11 protein-coding genes, 1 pseudogene and 1 other annotated feature are annotated in these 22791 nt (G+C 45.1%); of the genes and pseudogenes, 6 read left to right on the forward strand and 6 right to left on the reverse strand.

Annotated elements, in window-relative coordinates; genetic code table 11:
- Nucleotides 1–12: 12 nt before the first annotated feature.
- Nucleotides 13–2472 (reverse strand): bifunctional aspartate kinase/homoserine dehydrogenase I, encoded by a 2460-nt coding sequence (gene thrA / locus OCV36_RS13465; RefSeq protein ID WP_135456259.1) that lies wholly within the window; start codon nucleotides 2470–2472, stop codon nucleotides 13–15.
- Between the two features lie 29 nt (nucleotides 2473–2501).
- Nucleotides 2502–2621 (reverse strand) — a sequence feature (Thr leader region).
- A gap of 317 nt (nucleotides 2622–2938) precedes the next feature.
- On the opposite strand from thrA, the gene OCV36_RS13470 reads away from it, so the two are divergent.
- The gene (locus OCV36_RS13470; protein ID WP_135456258.1) at nucleotides 2939–3415 is read left to right on the forward strand and encodes a DUF7840 domain-containing protein; all 477 of its coding nucleotides are present in this window, start codon (nucleotides 2939–2941) and stop codon (nucleotides 3413–3415) included.
- A 139-nt stretch (nucleotides 3416–3554) separates the two neighbouring features.
- On the opposite strand, the gene OCV36_RS13475 is transcribed toward OCV36_RS13470, so the two are convergent.
- Nucleotides 3555–4040 carry a putative 4-hydroxy-4-methyl-2-oxoglutarate aldolase gene (locus OCV36_RS13475; protein ID WP_017072847.1) on the reverse strand — a complete coding sequence of 162 codons (486 nt, stop codon included), beginning with the start codon at nucleotides 4038–4040 and terminating at the stop codon, nucleotides 3555–3557.
- A 46-nt stretch (nucleotides 4041–4086) separates the two neighbouring features.
- Here OCV36_RS13475 and OCV36_RS13480 point away from each other — a divergent pair, with 46 nt between their 5' ends.
- A complete protein-coding gene (locus OCV36_RS13480) occupies nucleotides 4087–4245 on the forward strand; it encodes a ribonuclease activity regulator protein RraA (protein ID WP_135456256.1) in 159 nt (52 codons plus the stop codon).
- 372 nt (nucleotides 4246–4617) lie between these two features.
- Nucleotides 4618–5334: a two-component system response regulator ArcA gene (arcA, locus tag OCV36_RS13485; RefSeq protein ID WP_004741534.1), complete on the forward strand. Its 717-nt coding sequence runs from the start codon at nucleotides 4618–4620 to the stop codon at nucleotides 5332–5334.
- Nucleotides 5335–5541: 207 nt separating this feature from the next.
- Here arcA and OCV36_RS13490 read toward each other — a convergent pair whose 3' ends face one another.
- The 4 genes and pseudogenes from OCV36_RS13490 to OCV36_RS13505 form a co-directional block, all read right to left on the reverse strand.
- Nucleotides 5542–5985 carry a hypothetical protein gene (locus tag OCV36_RS13490; RefSeq protein ID WP_017072845.1) on the reverse strand — a complete coding sequence of 148 codons (444 nt, stop codon included), beginning with the start codon at nucleotides 5983–5985 and terminating at the stop codon, nucleotides 5542–5544.
- Between the two features lie 7 nt (nucleotides 5986–5992).
- Nucleotides 5993–8398, reverse strand: a complete 2406-nt coding sequence (arcB, locus tag OCV36_RS13495; protein WP_135456254.1) for an aerobic respiration two-component sensor histidine kinase ArcB — start codon at nucleotides 8396–8398, stop codon at nucleotides 5993–5995.
- A gap of 190 nt (nucleotides 8399–8588) precedes the next feature.
- Nucleotides 8589–10340, reverse strand: a complete 1752-nt coding sequence (locus OCV36_RS13500; protein ID WP_135456252.1) for a diguanylate cyclase — start codon at nucleotides 10338–10340, stop codon at nucleotides 8589–8591.
- An 88-nt stretch (nucleotides 10341–10428) separates the two neighbouring features.
- Nucleotides 10429–11371: pseudogene (locus OCV36_RS13505) on the reverse strand (TIGR01212 family radical SAM protein).
- Nucleotides 11372–11900: 529 nt separating this feature from the next.
- Here OCV36_RS13505 and gltB (OCV36_RS13510) point away from each other — a divergent pair.
- From gltB (OCV36_RS13510) to gltB (OCV36_RS13520), 3 genes are all read left to right on the forward strand, one after another.
- Nucleotides 11901–16448: a glutamate synthase large subunit gene (gene gltB / locus OCV36_RS13510; RefSeq protein ID WP_135456250.1), complete on the forward strand. Its 4548-nt coding sequence runs from the start codon at nucleotides 11901–11903 to the stop codon at nucleotides 16446–16448.
- Nucleotides 16448–17917 carry a glutamate synthase subunit beta gene (locus OCV36_RS13515; RefSeq protein ID WP_017072840.1) on the forward strand — a complete coding sequence of 490 codons (1470 nt, stop codon included), beginning with the start codon at nucleotides 16448–16450 and terminating at the stop codon, nucleotides 17915–17917. Before gltB (OCV36_RS13510) ends, OCV36_RS13515 begins: the two co-directional genes overlap by 1 nt.
- A gap of 398 nt (nucleotides 17918–18315) precedes the next feature.
- Nucleotides 18316–22779 (forward strand): glutamate synthase large subunit, encoded by a 4464-nt coding sequence (gene gltB, locus OCV36_RS13520; RefSeq protein ID WP_135456248.1) that lies wholly within the window; start codon nucleotides 18316–18318, stop codon nucleotides 22777–22779.
- The last annotated feature ends 12 nt before the right edge of the window (nucleotides 22780–22791 follow it).

A 22791-nucleotide genomic window follows, 5' to 3' on the forward strand; every position in this document is an offset into this window, starting at 1 on the left:
TTGAAATCATTCCTAAACTCCTAATTTCCAACCAAGAGTACGCATTACATCAGAGAATACGCCTGCTGCTGTAACTTCAGTACCGGCACCGTAGCCGCGCAATACTAGTGGGATTGGTTGGTAGTAACGACTGTAGAATGCCAAAGCGTTCTCGCCATCTTTAATCTTGAACATTGGGTCGTCGCCATCAACAGCAGCGATACGAACCTTACACTTACCTTCCGCGATTTCACCCACATAACGAAGCACTTTGCCTTCTTTTGCTGCAATCGCTGACTGCTCTTTGAAGTATGCATCCGCTTCTGGAAGACGAGCCATGAACTCATCAACCGTACCTGAATCATCAAAACCCGGTGGCAATGCTTGGTCAACTTCAACATCTTCTAGCTCAAGTGCCATGCCCGCTTCTCGAGCAAGAATTAGCAACTTACGCGCGACATCCATACCTGACAGGTCATCACGAGGGTCAGGTTCAGTAAAGCCATTATCTTTTGCAATGTTTGTTGCTTGGCTTAGTGTCATACCTTCATCAAGTTTGCCGAAGATGTAAGACAATGAGCCAGAAAGAATGCCGTTAAACTTCTCAAGTTCATCACCTGCAGAGATTAGGTTCTGTAGGTTTTCGATAACCGGCAGACCTGCGCCTACTGTTGTCTCGTACATCAACTTACGACGAGAGTTACGTGCAACCTCACGAAGCTGATGGTAGTAAGCCATGCTTGCCGTGTTGGCTTTTTTGTTTGGTGTTACCACGTGGAAACCAGCCGCTAGGAAATCAGCGTATTGCGCAGCAATACCTTCGCTAGACGTACAATCAACCAGTACTGGGTTGATGATGTGGTTACGCTGAACAAGTGCATTCAAGCGGGCTAAGCTAAACTCTTCTGTCGCACTCGACATGCGATCACGCCACTGATCTAAAGGTAGACCGTCGCTGTCTAGCAATAACCCTTTGCTGTTAGCTAAACCACATACGCGAATCACGATGCCTTTTTCAGCCAGTTTGCCTTGTTGACGTTGGATCTGGTCAACAAGCTCACCACCAACACCGCCAACACCGACAACGAATACGTCAAGGAAGTGCTTCGAGTTAAATAGGTTCTCGTGACACGCTTTGATCGCTTCTGAGATTTTATCTTCAGGGATAACGGCAGAGATAGCTCGCTCAGATGAACCTTGAGCAATAGCGACAATATTGACATTCACTTCAGCTAGAGAAGAGAAGAACTGAGAAGCAACGCCACGTGAAGTACGCATACCGTCACCGACCAGCGTAACTATCGCTACATCGTCCATGAACTCAACGGGCTCTAACAAACCATCTTTTAGTTCAAGTTCAAACGCGTCTGATAGCACTTGTTTCGCTTTCACTTTGTCAGCCGATTCAATACAGAAGCTGATGCTGTACTCAGAAGAAGATTGCGTAATAAGGACGATAGAAACGCCAGCAGAAGACATCGCGCCGAATACACGACTCGCCATGCCTACCATGCCCTTCATTCCAGGGCCTGACACGTTAACCATGGTTAGGTCGCTAAGCGTAGTGATACCTTTGATTGCTAGGTTATCTTCACCCGTATCTTGACCAATCAAAGTACCTGCACCCTGTGGGTTAAAGCTGTTTTTGATTAGGCAAGGAATATGGAATTGTGCGATTGGGGCAATAGTTTTCGGATGCAGAACTGAAGCGCCAAAGTAAGAAAGCTCCATCGCTTCTTGGTAGCTAAGCGATTTAAGCAGACGAGCGTCATCCACTAAGCGTGGATCACAGTTGTAAACGCCATCGACGTCCGTCCAGATCTCACAACAATCAGCACGTAGACACGCTGCAAGTACCGCGGCTGAGTAATCGGAGCCATTACGACCAAGCGTTACTAACTCACCTTTTTCATTACCAGCCGTAAAGCCAGGCATGATGTTCACGTGGCCTTGTGGAAGGGGTGATTGGCGGAAATTCTGTGTAGATACATCCACATCAACCATAGCTTCAAGGTGGTCACCTTTAGCGTATAAGTATTGAACTGGGTCAATCAGGCTTGCAGGCTGACCTTTCGCTTCAAGTACCGCTTTCATTAGCTGGATAGAGATTCGCTCACCCTTACTGATGATGCGAGCATTCACGTGATTCGGACACATACCTAGTAGGTTAATGCCATTCACAAACTGTTTCAGTTGAGCAAGAGACGTATCCATCTGCTCTTGAAATGCAGAACCATCAACAGCCGGTAATACTGCTTGAATCTCTGTAAAAAGATCCGTGAATGATGATTCAATCTCTGTAATTTGTACGTCAGCTTCACCATTTTTTAGTGCAGCTTCAATAACAGCGACCAACTTATTGGTTGTTTTTCCTGGAGCCGATAGTACAACGGCTAGCTCTTCTTGCTGGGCATTATTAGCGATGATATCAGCCGCTCGTAAAAAACGATCTGCATCAGCTAATGATGAACCTCCAAACTTTAAAACGCGCATCCCTTTCTCCATAAGTCATAAAAATGGTACAAAAAAAGGCCTGTATCTTGTTGGATACAGGCCTTTTTTTTTAAAATCCGTTACTTAGCAGCCTGCCCCAACAATGTGAATGTCGGTAATAATAATGGTGGTGGTCATTACTAGGTGGCTTAAGTGCTGCATATCAAATTCTCTGCTTGTGCTTTACTCTACGTGTATCAATTTTTACCACTAGGCGTCAATGAAAAGTTGCGTTTTTTTTACATTCGCATCATTTTTCAGAGCAAACCGCCATTTCAGTGACAAAACGTCCTATAACAACCTCCAACGTAACAAAGGGATTCAATATGCTAACGCCCAAAAATCATAAGTTGCATATACCTCTATAACAAAATGCCATATCGATTGTGCGGCAAGTATACAAATTCTGTGCTTTAATTGAACGATAACGTTCGTAGAACAATAATAATGACATCAGGAGTGGGAAGTGAAGAGATTACTTATTCTTTTAGCCTTTGCTATGCCTGTCGTTTGTTCAGCGAATAGTTTGCCTTTGCTAAACAACTTACCCCTACTTCCCGGTCAAATAGATCGTTCATCTCATAAATTTTTCATCTCAACGCAGAATGCGTCAAGTGAAAGCTTCGATACTTGGAAAGTTGACAGTGGTTACGCTTATAGCTTATTCGCTGATGTTGATCTTTATGTCGGTACACGTATCAACAGCGATTCCCTCAAATATGAAAGTGGATTTTTGAGTGGTGTCAGTTATCAATTTTCAGAAAGGATCTCTTTTAACAGTTCTCTGCATACCTATAAAGACGAAGAAGAAGACAACGAGAAGTCAGTAGCAGCGGAAGTTTCAAGCCGAGTGCAGCTTACCGATAATTTGGATTTGCATGCCACCCTTGATTATGAAGAGTGGCAGCAAGGTGTTGAAGTGGGATTAGGGTTTCGATTTTAATCGAGTCTGGTTGTCACTTATTACTTCATGGCTTTGCCTTTAGCTCTTAGCTCTTAGCTCTTAGCTCTTAGCTCTTAGCTCTACACGTAACAAACCATTCCCCAGTCAAATAAGTCCAACAGACTTGTACTTAAACCTGTTAAGACTCAATTAACAATTCAGGTGAAATTAATACGCCATTCCAATCAGCATAAATGTAATCACCAGGTTGAATCAGCTGATTATGGACAGAAAGAGTGACATTAACCTGGCCCACACCACGTTTCTCTGTTTTGAATGGTGATGCACCCAGCGCCTGCACGCCAAGATCCATTTGAGCCATCATAGCGACATCACGCACGGCACCGTTCACAATAACGCCTTCCCAACCATTTTCTATCGCTACAATTGCAAGTTGATCGCCAAGAAGCGCTTTCTGGCACGAGCCATTACCGTCTACGACAAGCACTTTACCCTGCCCATCGGTCTCTAAAACCTCGCGAACCTTGGAATTATCGTGATAACAACGAACTGTTACAATTTTTCCCCAGAACGCACCACGTTGGCCGAAGTTCTGTAATGGTAGGTTCAGTAATGTGACTTTGCTTTCAAACTCATCACACAAGTCGGGTGTTATATCGTGCATATATCCTCCGTGAGTAGGCGTTACCTGTTAAGTCAGGCGTACCTCTATGCTTTTATATGTTATTAAAATTAATCCTTTGTTTTCATTGTTCTATGCTCAATCTAATAATAATAAAAAGTTGATTGAGCATATTTATCTACTAGACTCTAAGGACAGCTTTCAGCTTCCTTGGTTCATATTCTTGTCTTTAGCAGGTGAGATATGAGAATCATCTCGAATAATCATTCTTGTTTTGCTGCTAAATAATCACCATAACATTGGTTAAGTTGTAGCCATACTATTAAAGTTTGTTGCGATCCGGCAATTGATGTAAATCAACAAAGTGAATGGAATTAACATTCTCGCATTGTTAGCATGCTGTTAACATTATAGAATCCTCTTCAATCACTAAAAGAATGATTAAAAGGCGTACTGGATCTACGTTATTGGGCAATACTTCAAGGAAGGCAGATAGCTGGAAGTAAGTGTTTTTTTGAAAACTTTAAGTTATCATCAAAATTACATTACCTGTATGTTATGTTTTTGCCTAGAATTTATTCTATTAGCACAGTTTCGTCACAAATTTAGGTACCGCCAAATGCAAACCCCGCAGATTCTGATCGTTGAAGATGAGCAAGTAACTCGTAACACTCTAAAGAGTATTTTTGAAGCAGAGGGATATGCTGTTTTTGAGGCTAGCGACGGTGAAGAGATGCACCAAGTGCTATCTGACAACCAAGTTAACCTTGTAATTATGGACATCAACCTTCCAGGTAAGAATGGCCTACTACTTGCGCGTGAACTACGTGAGCAAGCAAACGTAGCGCTAATGTTCTTAACTGGTCGTGATAACGAAGTTGATAAGATCCTTGGCCTTGAGATTGGCGCTGATGACTACATCACGAAGCCTTTCAACCCACGTGAACTGACTATCCGTGCACGCAACCTTCTGAACCGTTCAATGAGCACTAGCTCTGTTCAAGAAGAAAAGCGCAGCGTTGAGAAGTACGAGTTCAACGGTTGGGTTCTAGATATCAACAGTCGTTCTCTGGTTAGCCCAGATGGCGAAGGCTACAAACTGCCTCGTTCAGAGTTCCGAGCTCTACTTCACTTCTGTGAGAACCCAGGTAAGATCCAAACACGTGCAGATCTTCTTAAGAAGATGACAGGTCGTGAGCTTAAGCCACACGATCGTACTGTAGACGTAACAATCCGTCGTATTCGTAAGCACTTTGAATCTGTTTCTGGTACTCCAGAAATCATTGCAACGATTCACGGTGAAGGCTACCGCTTTTGTGGTGACCTAGAAGACTAATTCGATTAGCGCTTCTGGCCTTTTAGTTCTTCTAACCAGTTAGTTCTTCTAACCAGTTAGCACTTCTAAACAGCTAGAAGTTCTAAACAGCTAGAAGTTCTAAACAGTTAGTTAGTACTTCTAGGAATCGAAGCATAATCAATTGTTATTAAAAAGGGAGAATGCCAACGCATTCTCCCTTTTTTATTGTTCATTGATAGGTAGGGTTTAGTAGACCGTATCAACCTTAACGTCTTTCTCCACCAGCCACTTCACCGTTTCACCATCTTTAAGCTCAACCGCTACATCGACCGGTTTTTCACTATCGATTTCTAGCTGCCATACAAAAGCGACTTCCCACTGAGTTTCACTGTGTGTTCTCAAATCAAGATCGTCCGCAGTCACCAACAAAGTATCCGCACCTTGCTTAACCGTGACACTCTCGACAGCAAGCGTTGCTGGTAGTTGTGAGTCTGACTCTAGGTAGATAGAACCGTGCAGCGTCTTATCTTGAGCCTCTCCAATCGTTGGCATCTTGTTCAACCAAAGGTTGCTTTTCATTGTGACTGTCGCTGCAGAGACTTCTACTTGATTATCTTGTTGCCATTCCACTTGTGGTGCAGAACAACCTGCTAATGCCACTACGCATGCGGCGAATGCTAATTTTTTCATTATTCTTCTACCTTTGATTTAACCAACTCTTTAAGACTTCAATGTCATTTTGGTATTCATTATTAATTTCATCGACCCAATCCGAAATGTTTTCCCACCACGCTGGCATATCGGGAGATTGAGCTTTCTGAGCGACTTGCTGTATGCGCTTCAAGCCAATTGAACCTGCTGCGCCCTTAATCTTATGCGCTTCAGAAACGATACTGTCTTGATCTTTCGCGACCATGTTGGAGTTCAAGATTTCCATATATTCCGGCATCATATTTTCAAACATCACGATGCTATCCAAAACCGGTTTCGGCCCAACAATGTCAACATAAGACTCTAGCATATCAACATCAAGCAGAGTGGTATCAACCGAAGAAAGAACGGGCTTACTCGCTGTTACTTTCTCAGCACCTATGACTTTCTCAACACCTGCGACTTTCTCAACATCCTTTACCGTATTAATGCCCCCGGATTTCTCATTAACCTCTGGCGCATCCTCAATAAGCTCGCTGATTACGTCTTGAATGGCACGAACCGATAGCGGCTTGCTGATCGCCTCGTCCATACCTTTCTGAAAATACTCTTGTTTGTTATTTAAAACATTCGCAGTCAATGCTACCAAAGGTGGCAATTTACTGTATTTTTCTCGGTAATACTGAGCGATGTCGAAACCTGTCATGTCTGGTAGTTGGATATCCAACAGCACCAAATCATAGTCTTTTGGATTAAAGACGATTTGCGCCTCTTTACCTGTCATCACCACCGTCACTTCGTGGCCTAAGCTTTCAAGCAATGAGCGAGCTACCGTGATATTGAGTTCAATATCTTCCACCATGAAAATCTTAAGGTTCGACTGCTTTCTCGGGGTTTTGATCAGAGCTTGAGTATCGTGATTCACCGGCACGCGAATAGAAACCGTAAAGGTGCTACCAAAACCTTCTTCACTGGTCACATCAATATCGCCTTCCATCATGTTGATCAACTGTTGGGAAACCGCAAGGCCGATCCCGGTACCGACAGCATGTAGGTTGTCCGTTCCCGATTTCACTTGGTAGTACATCGCAAAGATCTTCTCGATTTCACTTTCAGGGATACCAATCCCGGTATCCTCAACTTCCATCGTGATGTTAGCAAAATCACCATCAATATCCGCGCTGACCGTCATTACCACACCACCATCTTTGGTGAATTTCATTGCGTTACTGACGAGATTCCACAGCACCTGTCTAAGTCGAGTGCCATCAACTTCAACTGAAGCAGGCAGATCGGACAATCTTTCTAGATCAAATCTCAACCCTTTTTGTTCTGCCATCAATGCCGAAATACTCTCAATCTCGACAACGAAATCTTCAAAGTTAATCGGGGTTGGGAATAACTCTAGCTTGCGACGATCAAACTTATCCATATCGATAATATCGTTAAAGATATTACCTAATGTCACGGCACTAACCTTGATAGTTTGCATCTGCTTACGCTGCTCGGTCGTCAATTGACTATCCAACAACATACGACTCAGGCCGATAATACCGTTGAGTGGGGTTCTTAATTCGTGACTAATGGTTGAGATAAAGGTGGTCTTATCACGACTGGCTTTCTCTAACGACTCTTGGTGTTCTTTGCGTTCCGTAATATCACGGCCGAAGCCCACTAAGCCCAAGTGACGGCCATCTTTACTGTAGAAAGGCACCTTGCGCAGTTCGAAGTAGCTCTTACGGCCATCAGGATATTCTAGCCATTGGTCGTAGGTCAGAGCTTGATTATCAGCAAACACTTTCTTATCAGTTTCAACAACCTGTTGAGCAATCTCTTTGCTATAAACATCCCAAGGCGTTAAACCAACCAGATCTTTTTCTGTCTTGCCAGTGAGTTCTTCTACCGCACGGTTACATCCAGAGAACACACCATCTTCGTTGCGATAGTAAATAAGGTCGGGAGAGGCGTCGATAAACGAGCGCAGCAGCGCAGTACGCTCAGCCAATTCAAGCTGAGTTCGTTCACGTTGGAATACTTCATTCTCGAGATCATGCATCGCTTCAGCACGCGCTTCTTCGGCTTTTTCACGCTCTTCAATTTCTTGATTAAGCTTCTCGATATTAAGCTGTAATTTATTATTGAGCTCTTGGTCTCGTTCACGCATATCGCCAAGCTTAGACACTAGCTTCGCCAACCTTTGACGAGACTCTTCCAGTTGGTCAACAACCACTGACAAGAAATAAACCGCCCAAGGTGTAATCACTAAACCGAAGAAAACAGAGCGGACAATGTCGATATCATCAACATTACCTTTGAGTGCGAGGGTAATACCAACTTGCACAACAACAGCGAGGGCAACAAGCGCTAAGGCGAGTAAGATAGAAAAGCGGACAATCCCCAGTTTTACGAGTAGATCCACGTAATACTGAGCGAGATTTTTCATGGGTTTCATTTAGCGCTCCATGCGATAAGACTAGCAACATTCTACCCTGTTTGAAGATGGGAGGTAAGCTAGCTACATCACACGCAGCAAGAGATCCGCAGCAATATCATGGTTAACCAGTCAATATAGCGTTAACCAATCAATATAATGTTAATCCAGCAAAAACAGATAGATTAACCAAATCAAAGACTTTATAGAGTTAGTTGATTGAAGAAGGATGAACCATCGAACGATTTCGGCCATCTGATTTAGCTTGATAGAGTGCGCTGTCTGCCATGGCAACCGCTGACTCCATTTCGTCATCAGGCGTCGGAATATAAGAGATGATTCCAATACTTACAGTGATGAATTCAGAGACCGTGGACTCTTCATGTATAAGCGCTAACTTATGGACTTCTTCATGAATGCGCTTTGCGACCAACAATGCGCCATCCGTTGTCGTATTTGGCAGAATAAAGCCGAACTCTTCCCCACCATAACGAGCCACACAATCCGATGAACGACTGAGTACTTGTTTGAATGCTTGTGAAACTTGAATTAGCGCGTCATCACCTTGCTGGTGTCCATAAAAGTCGTTATACCCTTTAAAGAAATCGATATCGCATAACATGATCGTCAATGGCAATTTTTCGCGCACATGGTAATGCCACAATGTCGACAACTGCTCATCAAAACGACGTCGGTTAGACACCTGAGTTAAGCTATCCATAAAACTGAGGCGCTCAAGCTCAAGGTTAGCCTCTTCAAGCTTCTGTTCAGCTAAATAGCGCTCGGTGATATCTCGAGCCATGATCAACACACCATTGGTGCTCGAAGCCGGATCTCTAAAGGGTGATTTGACTACGTCATACCAAGTAAACTCTCCATCACTCGAAACCACTTTGTCGATATAACGTAGCGATTTACCTTGATGAAGTACTTGGTCATCGGTCTTCGAAATGCGCATATAAATGCTATTTGGCACCACATCTTGTAAGCGTTTACCGACTAAGTCACTGACTTCCGATATACCAAGAGCCGCCACAAATGGCTTATTACACGCTTGGTAAACCATATTTTCGTTAAAGATACCAATGGAGTCAGGGCTAGCTTCTAAGATGTTTTGTAAAATGGTGTCTCGTTGTGCAAGGGCGACTTCGGTATCTTTTCGCTTTTCCATTTCACCACGCAGTTTTTGCTGCATGTCATGCCAATCCGTCACATCGTGACTGATCGACAGCGTGCCAATCGTTCCTCCATCTTGGGAGAGTAGAACACTTTGATAGGTTTCAAGAAGGCAACCCTTGCCGTCTTGATCTGTGGTCCACGACCGTTCACTCACACGACCTTTTAATACCCCACCAGAAACACTCAAGGTGCCTTCATCTGGGCGACCATGCCAAAACTTTTTAAATGAACGATTACTCGCAACCAATTCACCTTTTTGATCTTTTACATAGATAAGCTCAGATAAAGAATCCAAAGCCGTGCGAGCGATATTAAGTTCACGAACTTCTTGGGACAGTTCATCGTTAGTGTTTTTGTAGGGCGAGGCATGAATCATCCAAGCTCTTTTGTTTCTAAAGTGGATCTTACGACCCACCAAATTGATCTTAAAAGAATCAAATTCAGAAAGTGCCCAAAATGAGATCTGCTCAAACGATCGAGAATGAATGTGATTAGTTAGGTAGTGGCGAAAGCTGTTCTCACTCTCCACGGTAGGGAAGCGAAAGTTAACGCCAATCTGGCGGATACCGAGTAATTGCATGGCTTGGAGATTGGCATACAAAATTTCACCACTTCGTACATCAACAAAGTACAGTGGCGATGGAGTAGAGAGTAAAAGTTTTTCAATATGCGACTGATAACGTGAAGAAAGATGCCAGCAGATGAGAGCAATCAGCAATACGATCACGATATAAATACCGTAGCCATACGCCTTGTCCCACAACCAAGTCATTACCAGTTCCATTAACTCTCAATCTATACCATAAAATCTGTGAGGGAAATGTTACCACTATTTGTTGGTTTTATCTGCTGTTACCGACTTTCACCTATTTCTATAGATTAGCGCTATTTAGTACAGGTAATGTGTACTCGAAAGCCGTACCTGTTTTAATACCTTGCGCACCGGTTTTATCAAGCGCACGACCAATTTCTGTCATCGCTAACCAGCGGTTTTCACACCATAACGGAGAAAGAAGAGTCGGGCGACGAGCGGCTGAAGAGACACGATGGTAAACCACATTCGCTGGCGTACTCTGTATGATTTCACTGGCGATATCAATGTACTCTTCCAAAGTCGGAGCTTCGAGTTTGCCAGCTTTCCAAGCTTTAGCCATGGTACTACCCTCAACAATATGAAGGCCGTGAAGCTTGATACCATCAGTGCCAACGGCTAACACCTTGTCTAACGTTTCAAGATTATCGGCTTTGGTTTCTTTTGGCAGGCCGACAATAAGATGCGTACACACTTTGATACCTAAAGCTCGTGCGCGCTGAGTGATCGTTTCATACACCGTAAAATCATGACCACGATTAATCCGTTTCAGAGTGTTGTCATTGGCTGTTTGCAAACCAAGTTCAAGCCAAATCTCATAGCCTTGCTCAACGTAACCCGCTAAAAGTTCTAATACTGAGTCCGGTACGCAGTCTGGCCTTGTCCCAACACAAAGACCTACGATATCGGCACCTGGTGCTTTAAGCGCCTCTTCATACATATTTTTAAGCACTTGTACTTCAGCATAGGTGCTGGTGTACGCCTGAAAATAGGCGAGATACTTCTTCGCTCGCGCGATCTTTTAACTGATCAGCAATACTTTGAATTTGAGTTTGTTCGTCGGAAAATGAAGCGACATTACAAAAGGTACATCCACCCCGACCTATCGTTCCGTCTCTATTTGGGCAGCTAAAACCACCATGAAGTGTCAGCTTATGAACCTTCTCACCGTAACGACGCTGAAGATCTTGGCCGATAGTATTAACCAACTCGTGTAATTGCATATTTTCAAAGTGCTCAGTAAATAAGAATGAATATCAGTCTTTTTTTGAAAAAAAATTACATCCCTGCAAAATTCGACCAATTAGTTTACGCAAGGCTTTTTGCGAGCAACCTATCAAATATCAATAAACATGCAAAAAATCGGCTCTATTTGCCTAATGTTGCACATTTGTTGGGCATTAAATTCAAAATAAAACGAAAAAAATGGTCTACATGGGTCAACTTTCATTGCAATTCGCCTAGACAAAATTGTAGGATACTTACACATATTGGCTGTTTTTGAGTATTTACTTACAACGAAAACTTGTTAATAAGTCGGTGATACCCATATCCCACCTATATAAACCACTAGTTTGTGGTTAAAAATAAACGGATATCACTAAGGATTGTTTTTCTCGCAATACTTTTCCTGCGAGATACGGAAAGGATTCAAACCGCCAGCATAGGCAGGTTTAGACCCATAAATATAAAAGGACAAGGCTGACTTTATACAAATAAGTTGCGCCTAGATTTAACTGGAAGGATGTATCTATGGTAGATCAAGAGCAGAACTCACAGGGTCTGTATACTCCTGAATTGGAGCATGACGCTTGTGGTATCGGTTTTGTTGCTCATCTTAAGAATCGCAAATCTCATGATGTAGTAACTCAAGCACTCGATATGCTTGCACGTATGGAACACCGTGGCGGCCAAGGCTGCGATCCGTGTTCTGGTGATGGTGCAGGTATCCTGCTACAGAAGCCTCACGAATTCTTACTAGAAGAAGCCGTTAAGCTTGGAATTAAACTGCCATCTTTTGAAAAATATGGTGTTGGTGTTGTACTTTTCCCTAAAGATGAACACAAACGTGCACAGTGTCGTGACATTTTAGAACGCAATGCACAGCGCCTAGAGTTAGAAGTTATCGGTTACCGTGAACTTCCAACTGACAATTCAATGATTGGTGCTGACCCACTAAGCACTGAACCTCAATTTGAACACGTCTTTATCTCTGGCGGCCCTGGTATTACACCAGAAGAGCTTGAGCGAAAACTGTATGTTCTACGTAACTACACTGTTCGTGTATGCCTAGAAAGCGTGTCAAACATTGGTGATGACTTCTACATCAACTCTATGTCTTACAAGACATTAGTGTACAAAGGTCAGCTAACAACAGAACAAGTTCCTCAGTACTTCCTAGATCTGCAAAACCCAACCATGGTGACAGCTCTAGCACTAGTACACTCTCGCTTCTCTACCAATACATTCCCACGTTGGCGTCTAGCTCAGCCTTTCCGTTACATCGCGCACAATGGCGAAATTAATACGGTTCGCGGTAACTTAAACTGGATGAAAGCGCGTGAAGCGATCCTTGAATCGGATCTCTTCACACAAGCTGAAATCGACATGCTGCTTCCTATCTGTCAGGAAGGTAGTTCGGATTCATCAAACTTCGATATGGCGCTTGAGCTACTTGTTCTTTCAGGTCGTACTCTGCCGCATGCATTGATGATGATGATCCCTGAAGCATGGCAAGAAAACAAAAACATGGATCCAACTCGTCGTGCGTTCTACCAGTACCACGCGAACGTAATGGAACCATGGGATGGCCCGGCATCAGTATGTTTCACCGATGGTGTTCAAGTTGGTGCAACACTTGACCGTAACGGTCTACGCCCTTCTCGCTACACAGTGACAAAAGACGACTTCCTAGTAATGGCGTCTGAGTCTGGCGTAGTAGAAATCGCACCAGAAAACGTTGAATACCGTGGTCGTCTGCAGCCTGGTCGTATCTTCGTTGCTGACCTTGAGCAAGGCCGCATCATTTCTGATGAAGAAGTGAAAGACGGTATCGCTAAATCTCAACCCTACGAGAAATGGGTTGAAGAGAATCTTCTGAGCCTGAAAAAGCTACCAGATGCGAGCAACGAGTTTAACCAACCTTCTCCAGAGAAACTGCTACACAAACAACAATCGTTTGGTGTGAGCTCTGAAGAAGTAAACGAAATCATTCTCCCTCTTGCAAAAACAGGCTACGAGCCACTTTCTGCAATGGGTGCTGACTGGCCGCTCGCGATTCTTTCTCATCAATCGCAGCACCTTTCAAACTACTTCAAACAGCTGTTTGCACAAGTAACTAACCCGCCGATCGACCCGATTCGTGAGCGTATGGTTATGTCTCTGAATACTTACCTAGGTAAAGATCAGAACCTACTTGCTGAAACACCTGAACACTGTCAAAAAGTGGAACTTGAGTCTCCTGTTCTTTCTAACTCTGAGCTAGAAAAACTGCGTGCAATCGATAATGAGCACCTTCAGTCGAAGACGCTGGATATCGTATTCCAAGCGAACGGAGACCAAGGTAAGTTAGAGCGCGCACTTAAACGTATCTGCCAATACGCTGAAGATGCAGTGATTGACGGCTACTCTATCATTCTACTGACTGACCGTGCGGTTAACTCAAACCACGCCGCTATCCCAGCAATGCTGGCTGTTGGCGCAGTTCACCACCATCTAATCCGCAAGGGCTTACGAGCTAAGTGTGACATCGTAGTTGAAACGGGCGATGCTCGTGAAACTCACCACTTTGCAACGCTTATCGGTTACGGTGCGAACGCAGTTAACCCATACCTAGTTATCGAAACGATTGTTGAACTGCAACGTACTAAAAAGCTAGATCCAAACGTACACCCACGTGAGTTATTCGATAACTACCGTAAAGGTGTGAACGGCGGTCTACTGAAGATCTTCTCTAAGATGGGGATCTCTACGCTGCAGTCTTACCACGGTGCACAAATCTTTGAAGCACTTGGTGTGAGCAAATCAGTGGTTGAAAAATACTTCACGGGTACTGTTTCTCGTATCCAAGGTCTAACGATCGATGATATCGCACGAGAAGTACTGGTTCGCCACCGTGTTGGTTACCCTGCTCGTGAAATCCCAGCTCAGATCCTTGATGTTGGCGGTGTTTACCAGTGGAAACAACGTGGTGAGAAACACTTATTTAACCCAGAAACCATTTCTCTACTTCAAGAGTCGACGCGTAACAAAGATTACGGCCAATTCAAGAAATACGCTAAAGCAGTCGATGACCAAGGCGACAACGCAGCAACGCTACGTAGCCAACTTGATTTCATCAAGAATCCAGCGGGTTCAGTTCCTTTAGCTGAAGTAGAACCAATCGAAAAAATCCTTAAGCGTTTTGCTACTGGTGCAATGAGCTTTGGCTCTATCTCGCATGAGGCTCACTCAACACTCGCTGTTGCAATGAACCGCATTGGCGCGAAGTCGAACTCAGGTGAAGGTGGTGAAGATCCAGCACGTTTCGAACGCAAAGAAAACGGCGACTGGGAACGTTCAGCAATCAAACAGGTGGCTTCTGGCCGCTTTGGTGTAACGTCTTACTACCTATCTAACGCTGATGAGCTTCAAATCAAGATGGCTCAAGGTGCGAAACCTGGTGAAGGCGGTCAACTACCTGGTGATAAGGTAGATGATTGGATTGGCGCAACGCGTCACTCGACTCCGGGCGTAGGTCTTATTTCGCCACCGCCACACCACGATATCTACTCAATCGAAGATTTGGCTCAGCTAATCTACGATCTGAAAAACGCGAACCGTAATGGCCGTGTAAATGTGAAGCTAGTATCGGAAGCAGGTGTAGGTACGATTGCATCGGGTGTAGCAAAAGCGAAAGCTGACGTGGTACTTATTGCAGGTTTTGATGGTGGTACGGGGGCATCTCCGATGTCTTCTATCCGTCACACTGGTCTGCCTTGGGAGCTGGGTCTAGCTGAAACGCACCAAACACTACTGAAAAACGGCCTACGTAACCGTATCGTTGTTCAGTCTGATGGTCAGATGAAAACACCACGTGACCTTGCAGTTGCAACGTTACTTGGCGCTGAAGAATGGGGCGTAGCAACAGCTGCTCTAGTTGTTGAAGGCTGTATCATGATGCGTAAGTGTCACAAGAATACCTGCCCTGTTGGTATCGCAACACAGAACAAAACTCTTCGTGAGCGTTTCGACGGCCGCGTAGAAGACGTAGTAACGTTCTTCCAATACATGGCTGAAGGTCTACGTGAAGTCATGGCTGAACTTGGCTTCCGCTCTATCGATGAGATGGTTGGTCAATCGCACAAACTTAAAGTTCGTGATGACATCGGTCACTGGAAGTACAAGAACCTAGATCTAACACCGGTACTGCACATTGAGCAGGCTCGTGCAGAAGATGGTATCTACAACCAGACAACACAGAATCATAATCTTGAGGACGTTCTAGACCGTAAGTTGATTCAGGCTGCAATCCCAGCGCTTGAGAAAGGTGAAGCGGTTACCGCTCAGTTCCCTATCATCAACACGGACCGTTCAGCGGGTACGATGCTGTCGAACGAAATATCTAAAGTTTACAAAGACCAAGGTTTACCACAACCAATGAACGTTAAGTTCCACGGTAGTGCAGGCCAATCTTTCGGTGCATTCCTTGCGAAAGGCGTGAAGTTCGAAGTTGAAGGTGACGCGAACGATTACTGGGGTAAAGGTCTGTCTGGCGGTACTTTAGTACTGTACCCAGACGCGAGATCTTCTATCGTTGCTGAAGATAACATCGTGGTTGGTAACGTCTGTTTCTACGGCGCAACTTCTGGTGAATCTTTCATTCGCGGTATGGCTGGCGAACGTTTCTGTGTTCGTAACTCTGGTGCGAAGGTTGTTGTTGAAGGTGTTGGTGACCACGGTTGTGAATACATGACTGGCGGTGTTGCCATTATCCTAGGTTCAACAGGTCGTAACTTTGCTGCAGGTATGAGTGGCGGTGTCGCTTATGTTTGGGATAAAGCAGGCGATTTCGAAACTAAGCTAAACGCAGAGCTTGTAGACATCGATCCAATTGAACAAGAAGATAAAGATCTTCTACTCGATATGCTAACGAAGCATGTTGAATTCACAGGAAGTGAAGTTGCTCAGTCTTTCCTAGACAACTTTGAAGCAAGCGTTGCATCACTCGCTAAAGTAATGCCACGTGACTACAAAGCGGTTCTTGAAAAGCGTAAAGCTGAAGCACAACAGGCACAAACGGAAGAAGTGGAGGCAGTATAATGGGTAAGCCTACTGGATTTTTAGAACACGGTCGTGAGCTTCCAAAGAAGCTCGACCCATCTGTTCGTATCGAAGATAACAAAGAGTTCGTACTTAACGAAGAGTTTGGTGAAAAGATCAATACTCAAGCATCTCGTTGTATGGACTGTGGCGTACCTTTCTGTCACAACGGCTGTCCGATTGGTAACATCATCCCAGAATTCAATGATGCGGTTTATCGTGACAGCTGGGAAGAAGCTTGGAACATTCTAAGTTCTACCAATAACTTCCCTGAGTTTACGGGTCGCGTGTGCCCTGCTCCTTGTGAAAGTGCGTGTGTTCTGGGTATCAACCAAGATCCAATCACTATTTGTAATATCGAGAAAACGATTGTTGAAACTGCGTACCGTGAAGGGTACGCAAAACCGAAAACGCCTCGCTCTCGCACAGGTAAATCTGTAGCAGTTATCGGGTCAGGCCCTGCTGGCCTAGCCGCAGCTGAGCAGCTAAACAGCGCGGGTCACTCAGTAACGGTATTTGAACGTGACGAAAAAGTCGGTGGTCTGCTGCGTTTTGGTATCCCAGATTTCAAACTGGGTATGGACGTAATTGATCGTAAGATCAACTTAATGGCTGAAGCGGGTGTTGAGTTTAAAGTAAACCAACACATTGGTGTTGATGTTAACGCTCAACAGCTACGTCAAGAGTTTGATGTGGTCCTGCTCACTGGTGGTTCTACTGTCCCACGTGACTTGCCAATCCCAGGTCGTGAGCTTAAAGGCGTTCATTTTGCCATGGAGTTCCTTGGTCAAAACAACCGCCGTGCCAACGACCTAGATCTAAAAACAGAAGAGCTTCACGCTAAAGATAAGCACATTGTGGTTATCGGTGGCGGTGATACTGGTTCTGACTGTGTTGGTACATCAAACCGTCATAAAGCAGCAAGCATTACTCAGGTTGAGATCATGCCGATCCCACCAGAGCAGCGCCCTGTGAATATGCCTTGGCCTCAGTACCCAATGATCATGAAGACCACTACCTCTCACGAAGAAGGTTGTGAGCGTCATTGGAACATCTTGACTAAAGAGTTCATCTCTGACGATAACGGTAATGTAACCGGACTTCGCATTGCTGACATTGTTTGGCAAGATGCGAAACCAGGTGAACGTCCGGGTTTTGATGAAGTGGCTAACTCTGAACGCGTTATTCCTTGTGATATGGCGTTCCTAGCAATGGGCTTCTTACACCCAGAACCAACTGGCGTGCTTGCTCAACTAGATATTAAACTGGACGAGCGCGGTAACGTTGCTTCTCAAGGCTACGCAACCAACCAGAAAGGCGTTTTCGCTGCAGGTGATATGCGTACTGGTCAATCTCTGGTTGTGCGTTGTATTAACGAAGGTCGTGAATGTGCAATTGCTATTGATGACTTCTTAATGGGTAACTCAAACTTAGAAGCGAAAGCTGATTCACTCATGCTTTCCGCATAATATTTCTCGGGCTAACGTCACTGACGTTAGCTTAGGGAAAAAGCAACACCCTTCCTAACTTTTATATTTGGCTAGCACTCGATGCTAGCCTTTTTTCTATCTGTCACTTTCCTTGCCTTTACAAGGTTTGTTAAATCACGTTAACAATCAACTTTGTATCCCTTTGATATAACACTACTATTCTAGATTATTACGTGGTTAATCGCGTTTACGCATGATAATTAACCACGAACTTGACCTTAAACACAATTAGCTATACGTTGTAAAGCTGATGAAAATAAAACCACTGGGTTTTGTTAACACTACCAATAACGTTTAACTAGCTAGAAAAATAACAAGTATATGAATAGTTAGTCATTTACTGTCTGGATGACAGAGAAGCAAAAGGGAGAATTGCAATGGCTCTATATGATCCTAGTCTTGAAAAAGACAACTGTGGATTTGGTTTAATAGCGCAAATGGAAGGCCAACCTAGTCATAAGTTGGTACGAACTGCTATTTCAGCCCTCGATCGTATGACACACCGTGGTGGTATCGCTGCGGATGGTAAAACCGGAGATGGCTGTGGTTTATTACTACAGAAACCAGACTCATACCTCAGAATTATTGCAGAAGAAAATAACTTCAATCTCGGTAAGCAATACGCTGTCGGCATGATTTTCTTCAGCCAAGATCCAATCAAAGCACAATCTGCTCAAGACATCGTCAATAAAGAGCTCGCTCAAGAAACCTTAACTATTGCTGGTTGGCGTGAAGTGCCGACCAACACAGATGTGCTAGGTCCAATCGCAAAAGATTCCGTTCCCAATATTCAGCAAGTGTTTATCTCGGCACCCGCAGGTTGGCGTGAACGCGATATTGAACGACGCCTTTACATCGCTCGTCGTCGAATTGAAAAACAGATCACCGAAGACAAAGATTTCTATATTTGTAGCCTTTCGACACAAGTCATGGTTTACAAAGGCTTGTGTATGCCGGCCGATCTTCCGCGATTTTACCTCGATCTTGCTGACTTACGTATGGAATCGGCGATATGCCTGTTCCACCAGCGCTTCTCAACCAATACTCAGCCGCGTTGGCCACTGGCTCAACCATTCCGCTATTTGGCGCACAATGGTGAGATCAATACCATCGAAGGTAACCGTCAGTGGGCTAAAGCTCGTGCCTATAAATTCTCTTCACCACTGCTGCCCGATTTACAAACGGCCGCACCCTTTGTGAATGAGACAGGCTCAGATTCATCAAGCCTAGATAACATGCTCGACCTGTTCCTTGCCGGGGGTATGGATGTATTCCGAGCGATGCGTATGCTCGTGCCGCCTGCTTGGCAAAATCACCCAGACATGGATCCAGAGCTGCGCGCTTTCTACGACTTCAACTCCAAACATATGGAACCGTGGGATGGCCCTGCCGGTATCGTTCTCTCTGATGGTCGTTACGCGGCGTGTAATCTAGATAGGAACGGCTTGCGTCCAGCGCGTTATGTCATAACGAAAGACAACCTAATTACCTTGGCATCTGAAGTCGGTATTTGGAACTATGCACCTGATGAAGTTGCCGAAAAAGGTCGAGTGGGACCGGGCGAACTGCTCGTTATTGATACTCGCCGCGGTAAACTGTGGCAATCGAACGAGATCGACAATGATCTTAAAGGCCGTCACCCATATAAAGAGTGGATGGATAAGAACGTTCACAAATTAACACCATTTTCCGAGTTACCAGATGATCAAGTCGGTAAGCGCAGCTTTGACGATGACACGCTCAAGACCTACCAAAAACAGTTTGCGATGAGCAACGAAGAGTCGGACCAAGTACTGCGTGTACTTGGTGATATGGGACAAGAAGCCGTCGGCTCAATGGGCGATGATACGCCAATGGCGGTACTGTCTTCTAAAGAGCGCCTAATCACCGATTATTTCCGTCAAAAGTTTGCTCAGGTAACCAACCCACCGATTGACCCACTGCGTGAAAAACACGTTATGTCTCTGGCGACCAGTATTGGTCAAGAGATGAACGTATTCTGTGAGACAGACGGCCACGCCTACCGCGTGACATTTGATTCTCCAGTTCTGCTTTATTCAGATATGCAGCAGCTTCTTCAATTGAATCAAAAGCATTATCGTCACGTCATGCTCAGCATGCACTATGACCCGAGTCATCAAGATCTCGAACAAGCGATAAAAGCCTTGTGTGATCGTGCAGAGCAAGAGGTGCGTGAAGGCGCCGTTCTGATTGTACTATCGGACAAAGGTTTAGAGAAAGGTAAGCTCCCAATACCAGCAGCGATGGCAGTCGGTGCCGTACAGATTAGGCTTGCAGACACCAACCTACGTTGTGATGCCAATATTGTGGTTGAAACAGCAACCGCTCGTGATCCGCACCAATTCGCAGTGCTACTTGGCTTCGGTGTAACGGCAGTTTATCCATATCTTGCTTATGAAGCGCTAGGTAAAATGTTGGATGATGGTTCTTTGGATAAAGACTACCGCACAGCAATGCAAAATTACCGAAACGGCATCAACAAAGGTCTGTATAAGATCATGTCGAAGATGGGCATCTCAACGATTGCCTCTTATCGCTGTTCGCAGTTGTTTGAAGCCGTTGGCCTACATAGTGATGTAGTTGAGCTCTGTTTCCGGGGCGTTACTACTCGTATTCAAGGCGCTAGCTTTAGCGATTTCCAACAAGATATCTATAATTTATCTCGTAAGGCATGGACCAAACGTAAACCAATTGAACATGGCGGTTTACTTAAATACGTCCATGGCGGCGAATATCATGCCTATAACCCAGACGTTGTTGGCACGCTACAAACTGCCGTTAAAACAGGTGAAACATCGGATTATCTATCCTTTGCTAAGCAAGTGAATGCCAGACCAGCAGCGATGTTACGCGACTTAATGAGCCTCAAAAAAGCCGACCAGCCTCTGCCGCTAGAGCAAGTAGAGCCTAATAGCGATCTGTTTAAACGCTTCGACTCAGCGGCCATGTCGATTGGTGCCTTGAGCCCTGAAGCTCATGAAGCACTGGCCATGGCGATGAACCGTTTAGGTGGCTACTCCAACTCTGGTGAAGGTGGTGAAGATCCAAGACGCTTTGGTACTGATCGTAATTCTCGTATCAAGCAGATAGCTTCCGGTCGTTTTGGTGTGACGCCACATTACTTAACCAATGCGGATGTTCTGCAAATCAAAGTCGCTCAAGGTGCGAAGCCGGGCGAAGGCGGTCAACTGCCGGGACATAAAGTCACCGCAGAAATAGCTAAACTAAGATACTCAGTGCAAGGGGTAACACTGATCTCCCCTCCTCCACACCACGATATCTACTCTATCGAGGATCTAGCGCAGCTAATTTTCGACCTTAAACAAGTCAACCCTAAGGCATTAATTTCAGTTAAGTTAGTGTCAGAGCCAGGCGTTGGTACCATTGCAACGGGTGTAGCGAAAGCTTATGCCGACCTGATCACCATTTCAGGTTACGACGGCGGTACCGCAGCCAGCCCACTAACCTCAGTAAAATACGCAGGTTGCCCTTGGGAACTTGGCTTAGCCGAAACTCAACAAGCACTAGTCGCCAACGGGCTTCGTCATAAGATTCGCTTACAAGTTGATGGAGGCTTGAAAACTGGCCTCGATGTTATCAAAGGCGCGATTTTAGGCGCTGAAAGCTTTGGCTTTGGCACTGCTCCGATGGTTGCAATGGGTTGTAAATTCTTGAGAATTTGTCACCTAAATAACTGTGCAACAGGTGTTGCTACTCAAGATGAAACTCTTCGTCGTGAATACTTCAAAGGCCTACCAGACATGGTGGTGAACTACTTTACCGGCCTAGCCGATGAGGTTCGCCAATACCTTGCAGAGCTTGGCGTAGAAAAACTCACTGACCTGATTGGCCGTACTGATTTGCTTGAAGCCGTTCAAGGCCTCACTGCGAAACAGAGCAAGCTCGATCTCTCTTCGATATTGGAAGCTCCGGTATCTCCAGAAGGGCACCCACTGTTTTGGACAGAGCCAAACGCACCGTTTGATAAGGCTCAGCTCAACCAACAGATCCTTGATGACGCACTCGAGGCAATTGAAAAACGTCAATCCACCAGCCTTTACTACAACGTGATCAACACCGATCGCTCGATTGGTGCTCGTATCTCTGGTGAAATTGCCAAACGTTACGGTAACCAAGGCATGGCAGGCTCACCCATTAAGTTGTATCTCGATGGTACAGCAGGCCAATCCTTTGCGGTTTGGAACGCTGGCGGCGTAGAGCTGTATCTAACGGGTGATGCCAATGACTATGTCGGCAAAGGCATGGCGGGCGGTAAGGTGGTTATCAAACCTCACCAAGGCACAGCCTTTATTTGTAACGAGGCGACCATCATTGGTAACACCTGCTTATATGGTGCGACTGGAGGCAAACTATTTGCAGCGGGTACCGCAGGCGAACGATTTGGTGTGCGTAACTCAGGTACTGTTGCCGTGATTGAAGGCGCAGGTGACAACGCCTGTGAATACATGACTGGCGGTATCGTTGCCATTCTTGGCGCAACCGGAGTTAACTTTGGTGCGGGCATGACGGGTGGCTTTGCCTATGTCATGGATAAGAATGAAGACTTCCAAGGCCGTGTGAACAACGAATCGGTCGAAGCACTTTCGTTATCTGACTTATTTATCCATCAAGAACACCTGCGCGGCTTGATTGCGGAGCACTTAGAAGAGACTGGTTCAGTGCACGCTGAGGCTATTCTGGCGAACTTCGATGAATGGATTCCGAAGTTCTACCTAGTGAAGCCTAAGACGGCAGATCTCAATACCTTGCTCGGCCACCAAAGCCGCAGTTCTGCTGAACTTCGTGTTCAAGCGCAATAATTGGAAGGAGCC

This window comes from Vibrio echinoideorum (assembly GCF_024347455.1).
Classification (GTDB): domain Bacteria; phylum Pseudomonadota; class Gammaproteobacteria; order Enterobacterales; family Vibrionaceae; genus Vibrio; species Vibrio echinoideorum.

What these genes read in the sequence shown, in the direction of transcription:
- thrA (WP_135456259.1), bottom strand. Translation starts at nt 2,472, where the DNA reads ATGCGCGTTTTAAAGTTTGGAGGTTCATCATTAGCTGATGCAGATCGT.
- OCV36_RS13475 (WP_017072847.1), bottom strand. Translation starts at nt 4,040, where the DNA reads ATGCACGATATAACACCCGACTTGTGTGATGAGTTTGAAAGCAAAGTC.
- OCV36_RS13480 (WP_135456256.1), top strand. Translation starts at nt 4,087, where the DNA reads ATGCTTTTATATGTTATTAAAATTAATCCTTTGTTTTCATTGTTCTAT.
- arcA (WP_004741534.1), top strand. Translation starts at nt 4,618, where the DNA reads ATGCAAACCCCGCAGATTCTGATCGTTGAAGATGAGCAAGTAACTCGT.
- OCV36_RS13490 (WP_017072845.1), bottom strand. Translation starts at nt 5,985, where the DNA reads ATGAAAAAATTAGCATTCGCCGCATGCGTAGTGGCATTAGCAGGTTGT.
- arcB (WP_135456254.1), bottom strand. Translation starts at nt 8,398, where the DNA reads ATGAAACCCATGAAAAATCTCGCTCAGTATTACGTGGATCTACTCGTA.
- OCV36_RS13500 (WP_135456252.1), bottom strand. Translation starts at nt 10,340, where the DNA reads ATGGAACTGGTAATGACTTGGTTGTGGGACAAGGCGTATGGCTACGGT.
- gltB (WP_135456250.1), top strand. Translation starts at nt 11,901, where the DNA reads ATGGTAGATCAAGAGCAGAACTCACAGGGTCTGTATACTCCTGAATTG.
- OCV36_RS13515 (WP_017072840.1), top strand. Translation starts at nt 16,448, where the DNA reads ATGGGTAAGCCTACTGGATTTTTAGAACACGGTCGTGAGCTTCCAAAG.
- gltB (WP_135456248.1), top strand. Translation starts at nt 18,316, where the DNA reads ATGGCTCTATATGATCCTAGTCTTGAAAAAGACAACTGTGGATTTGGT.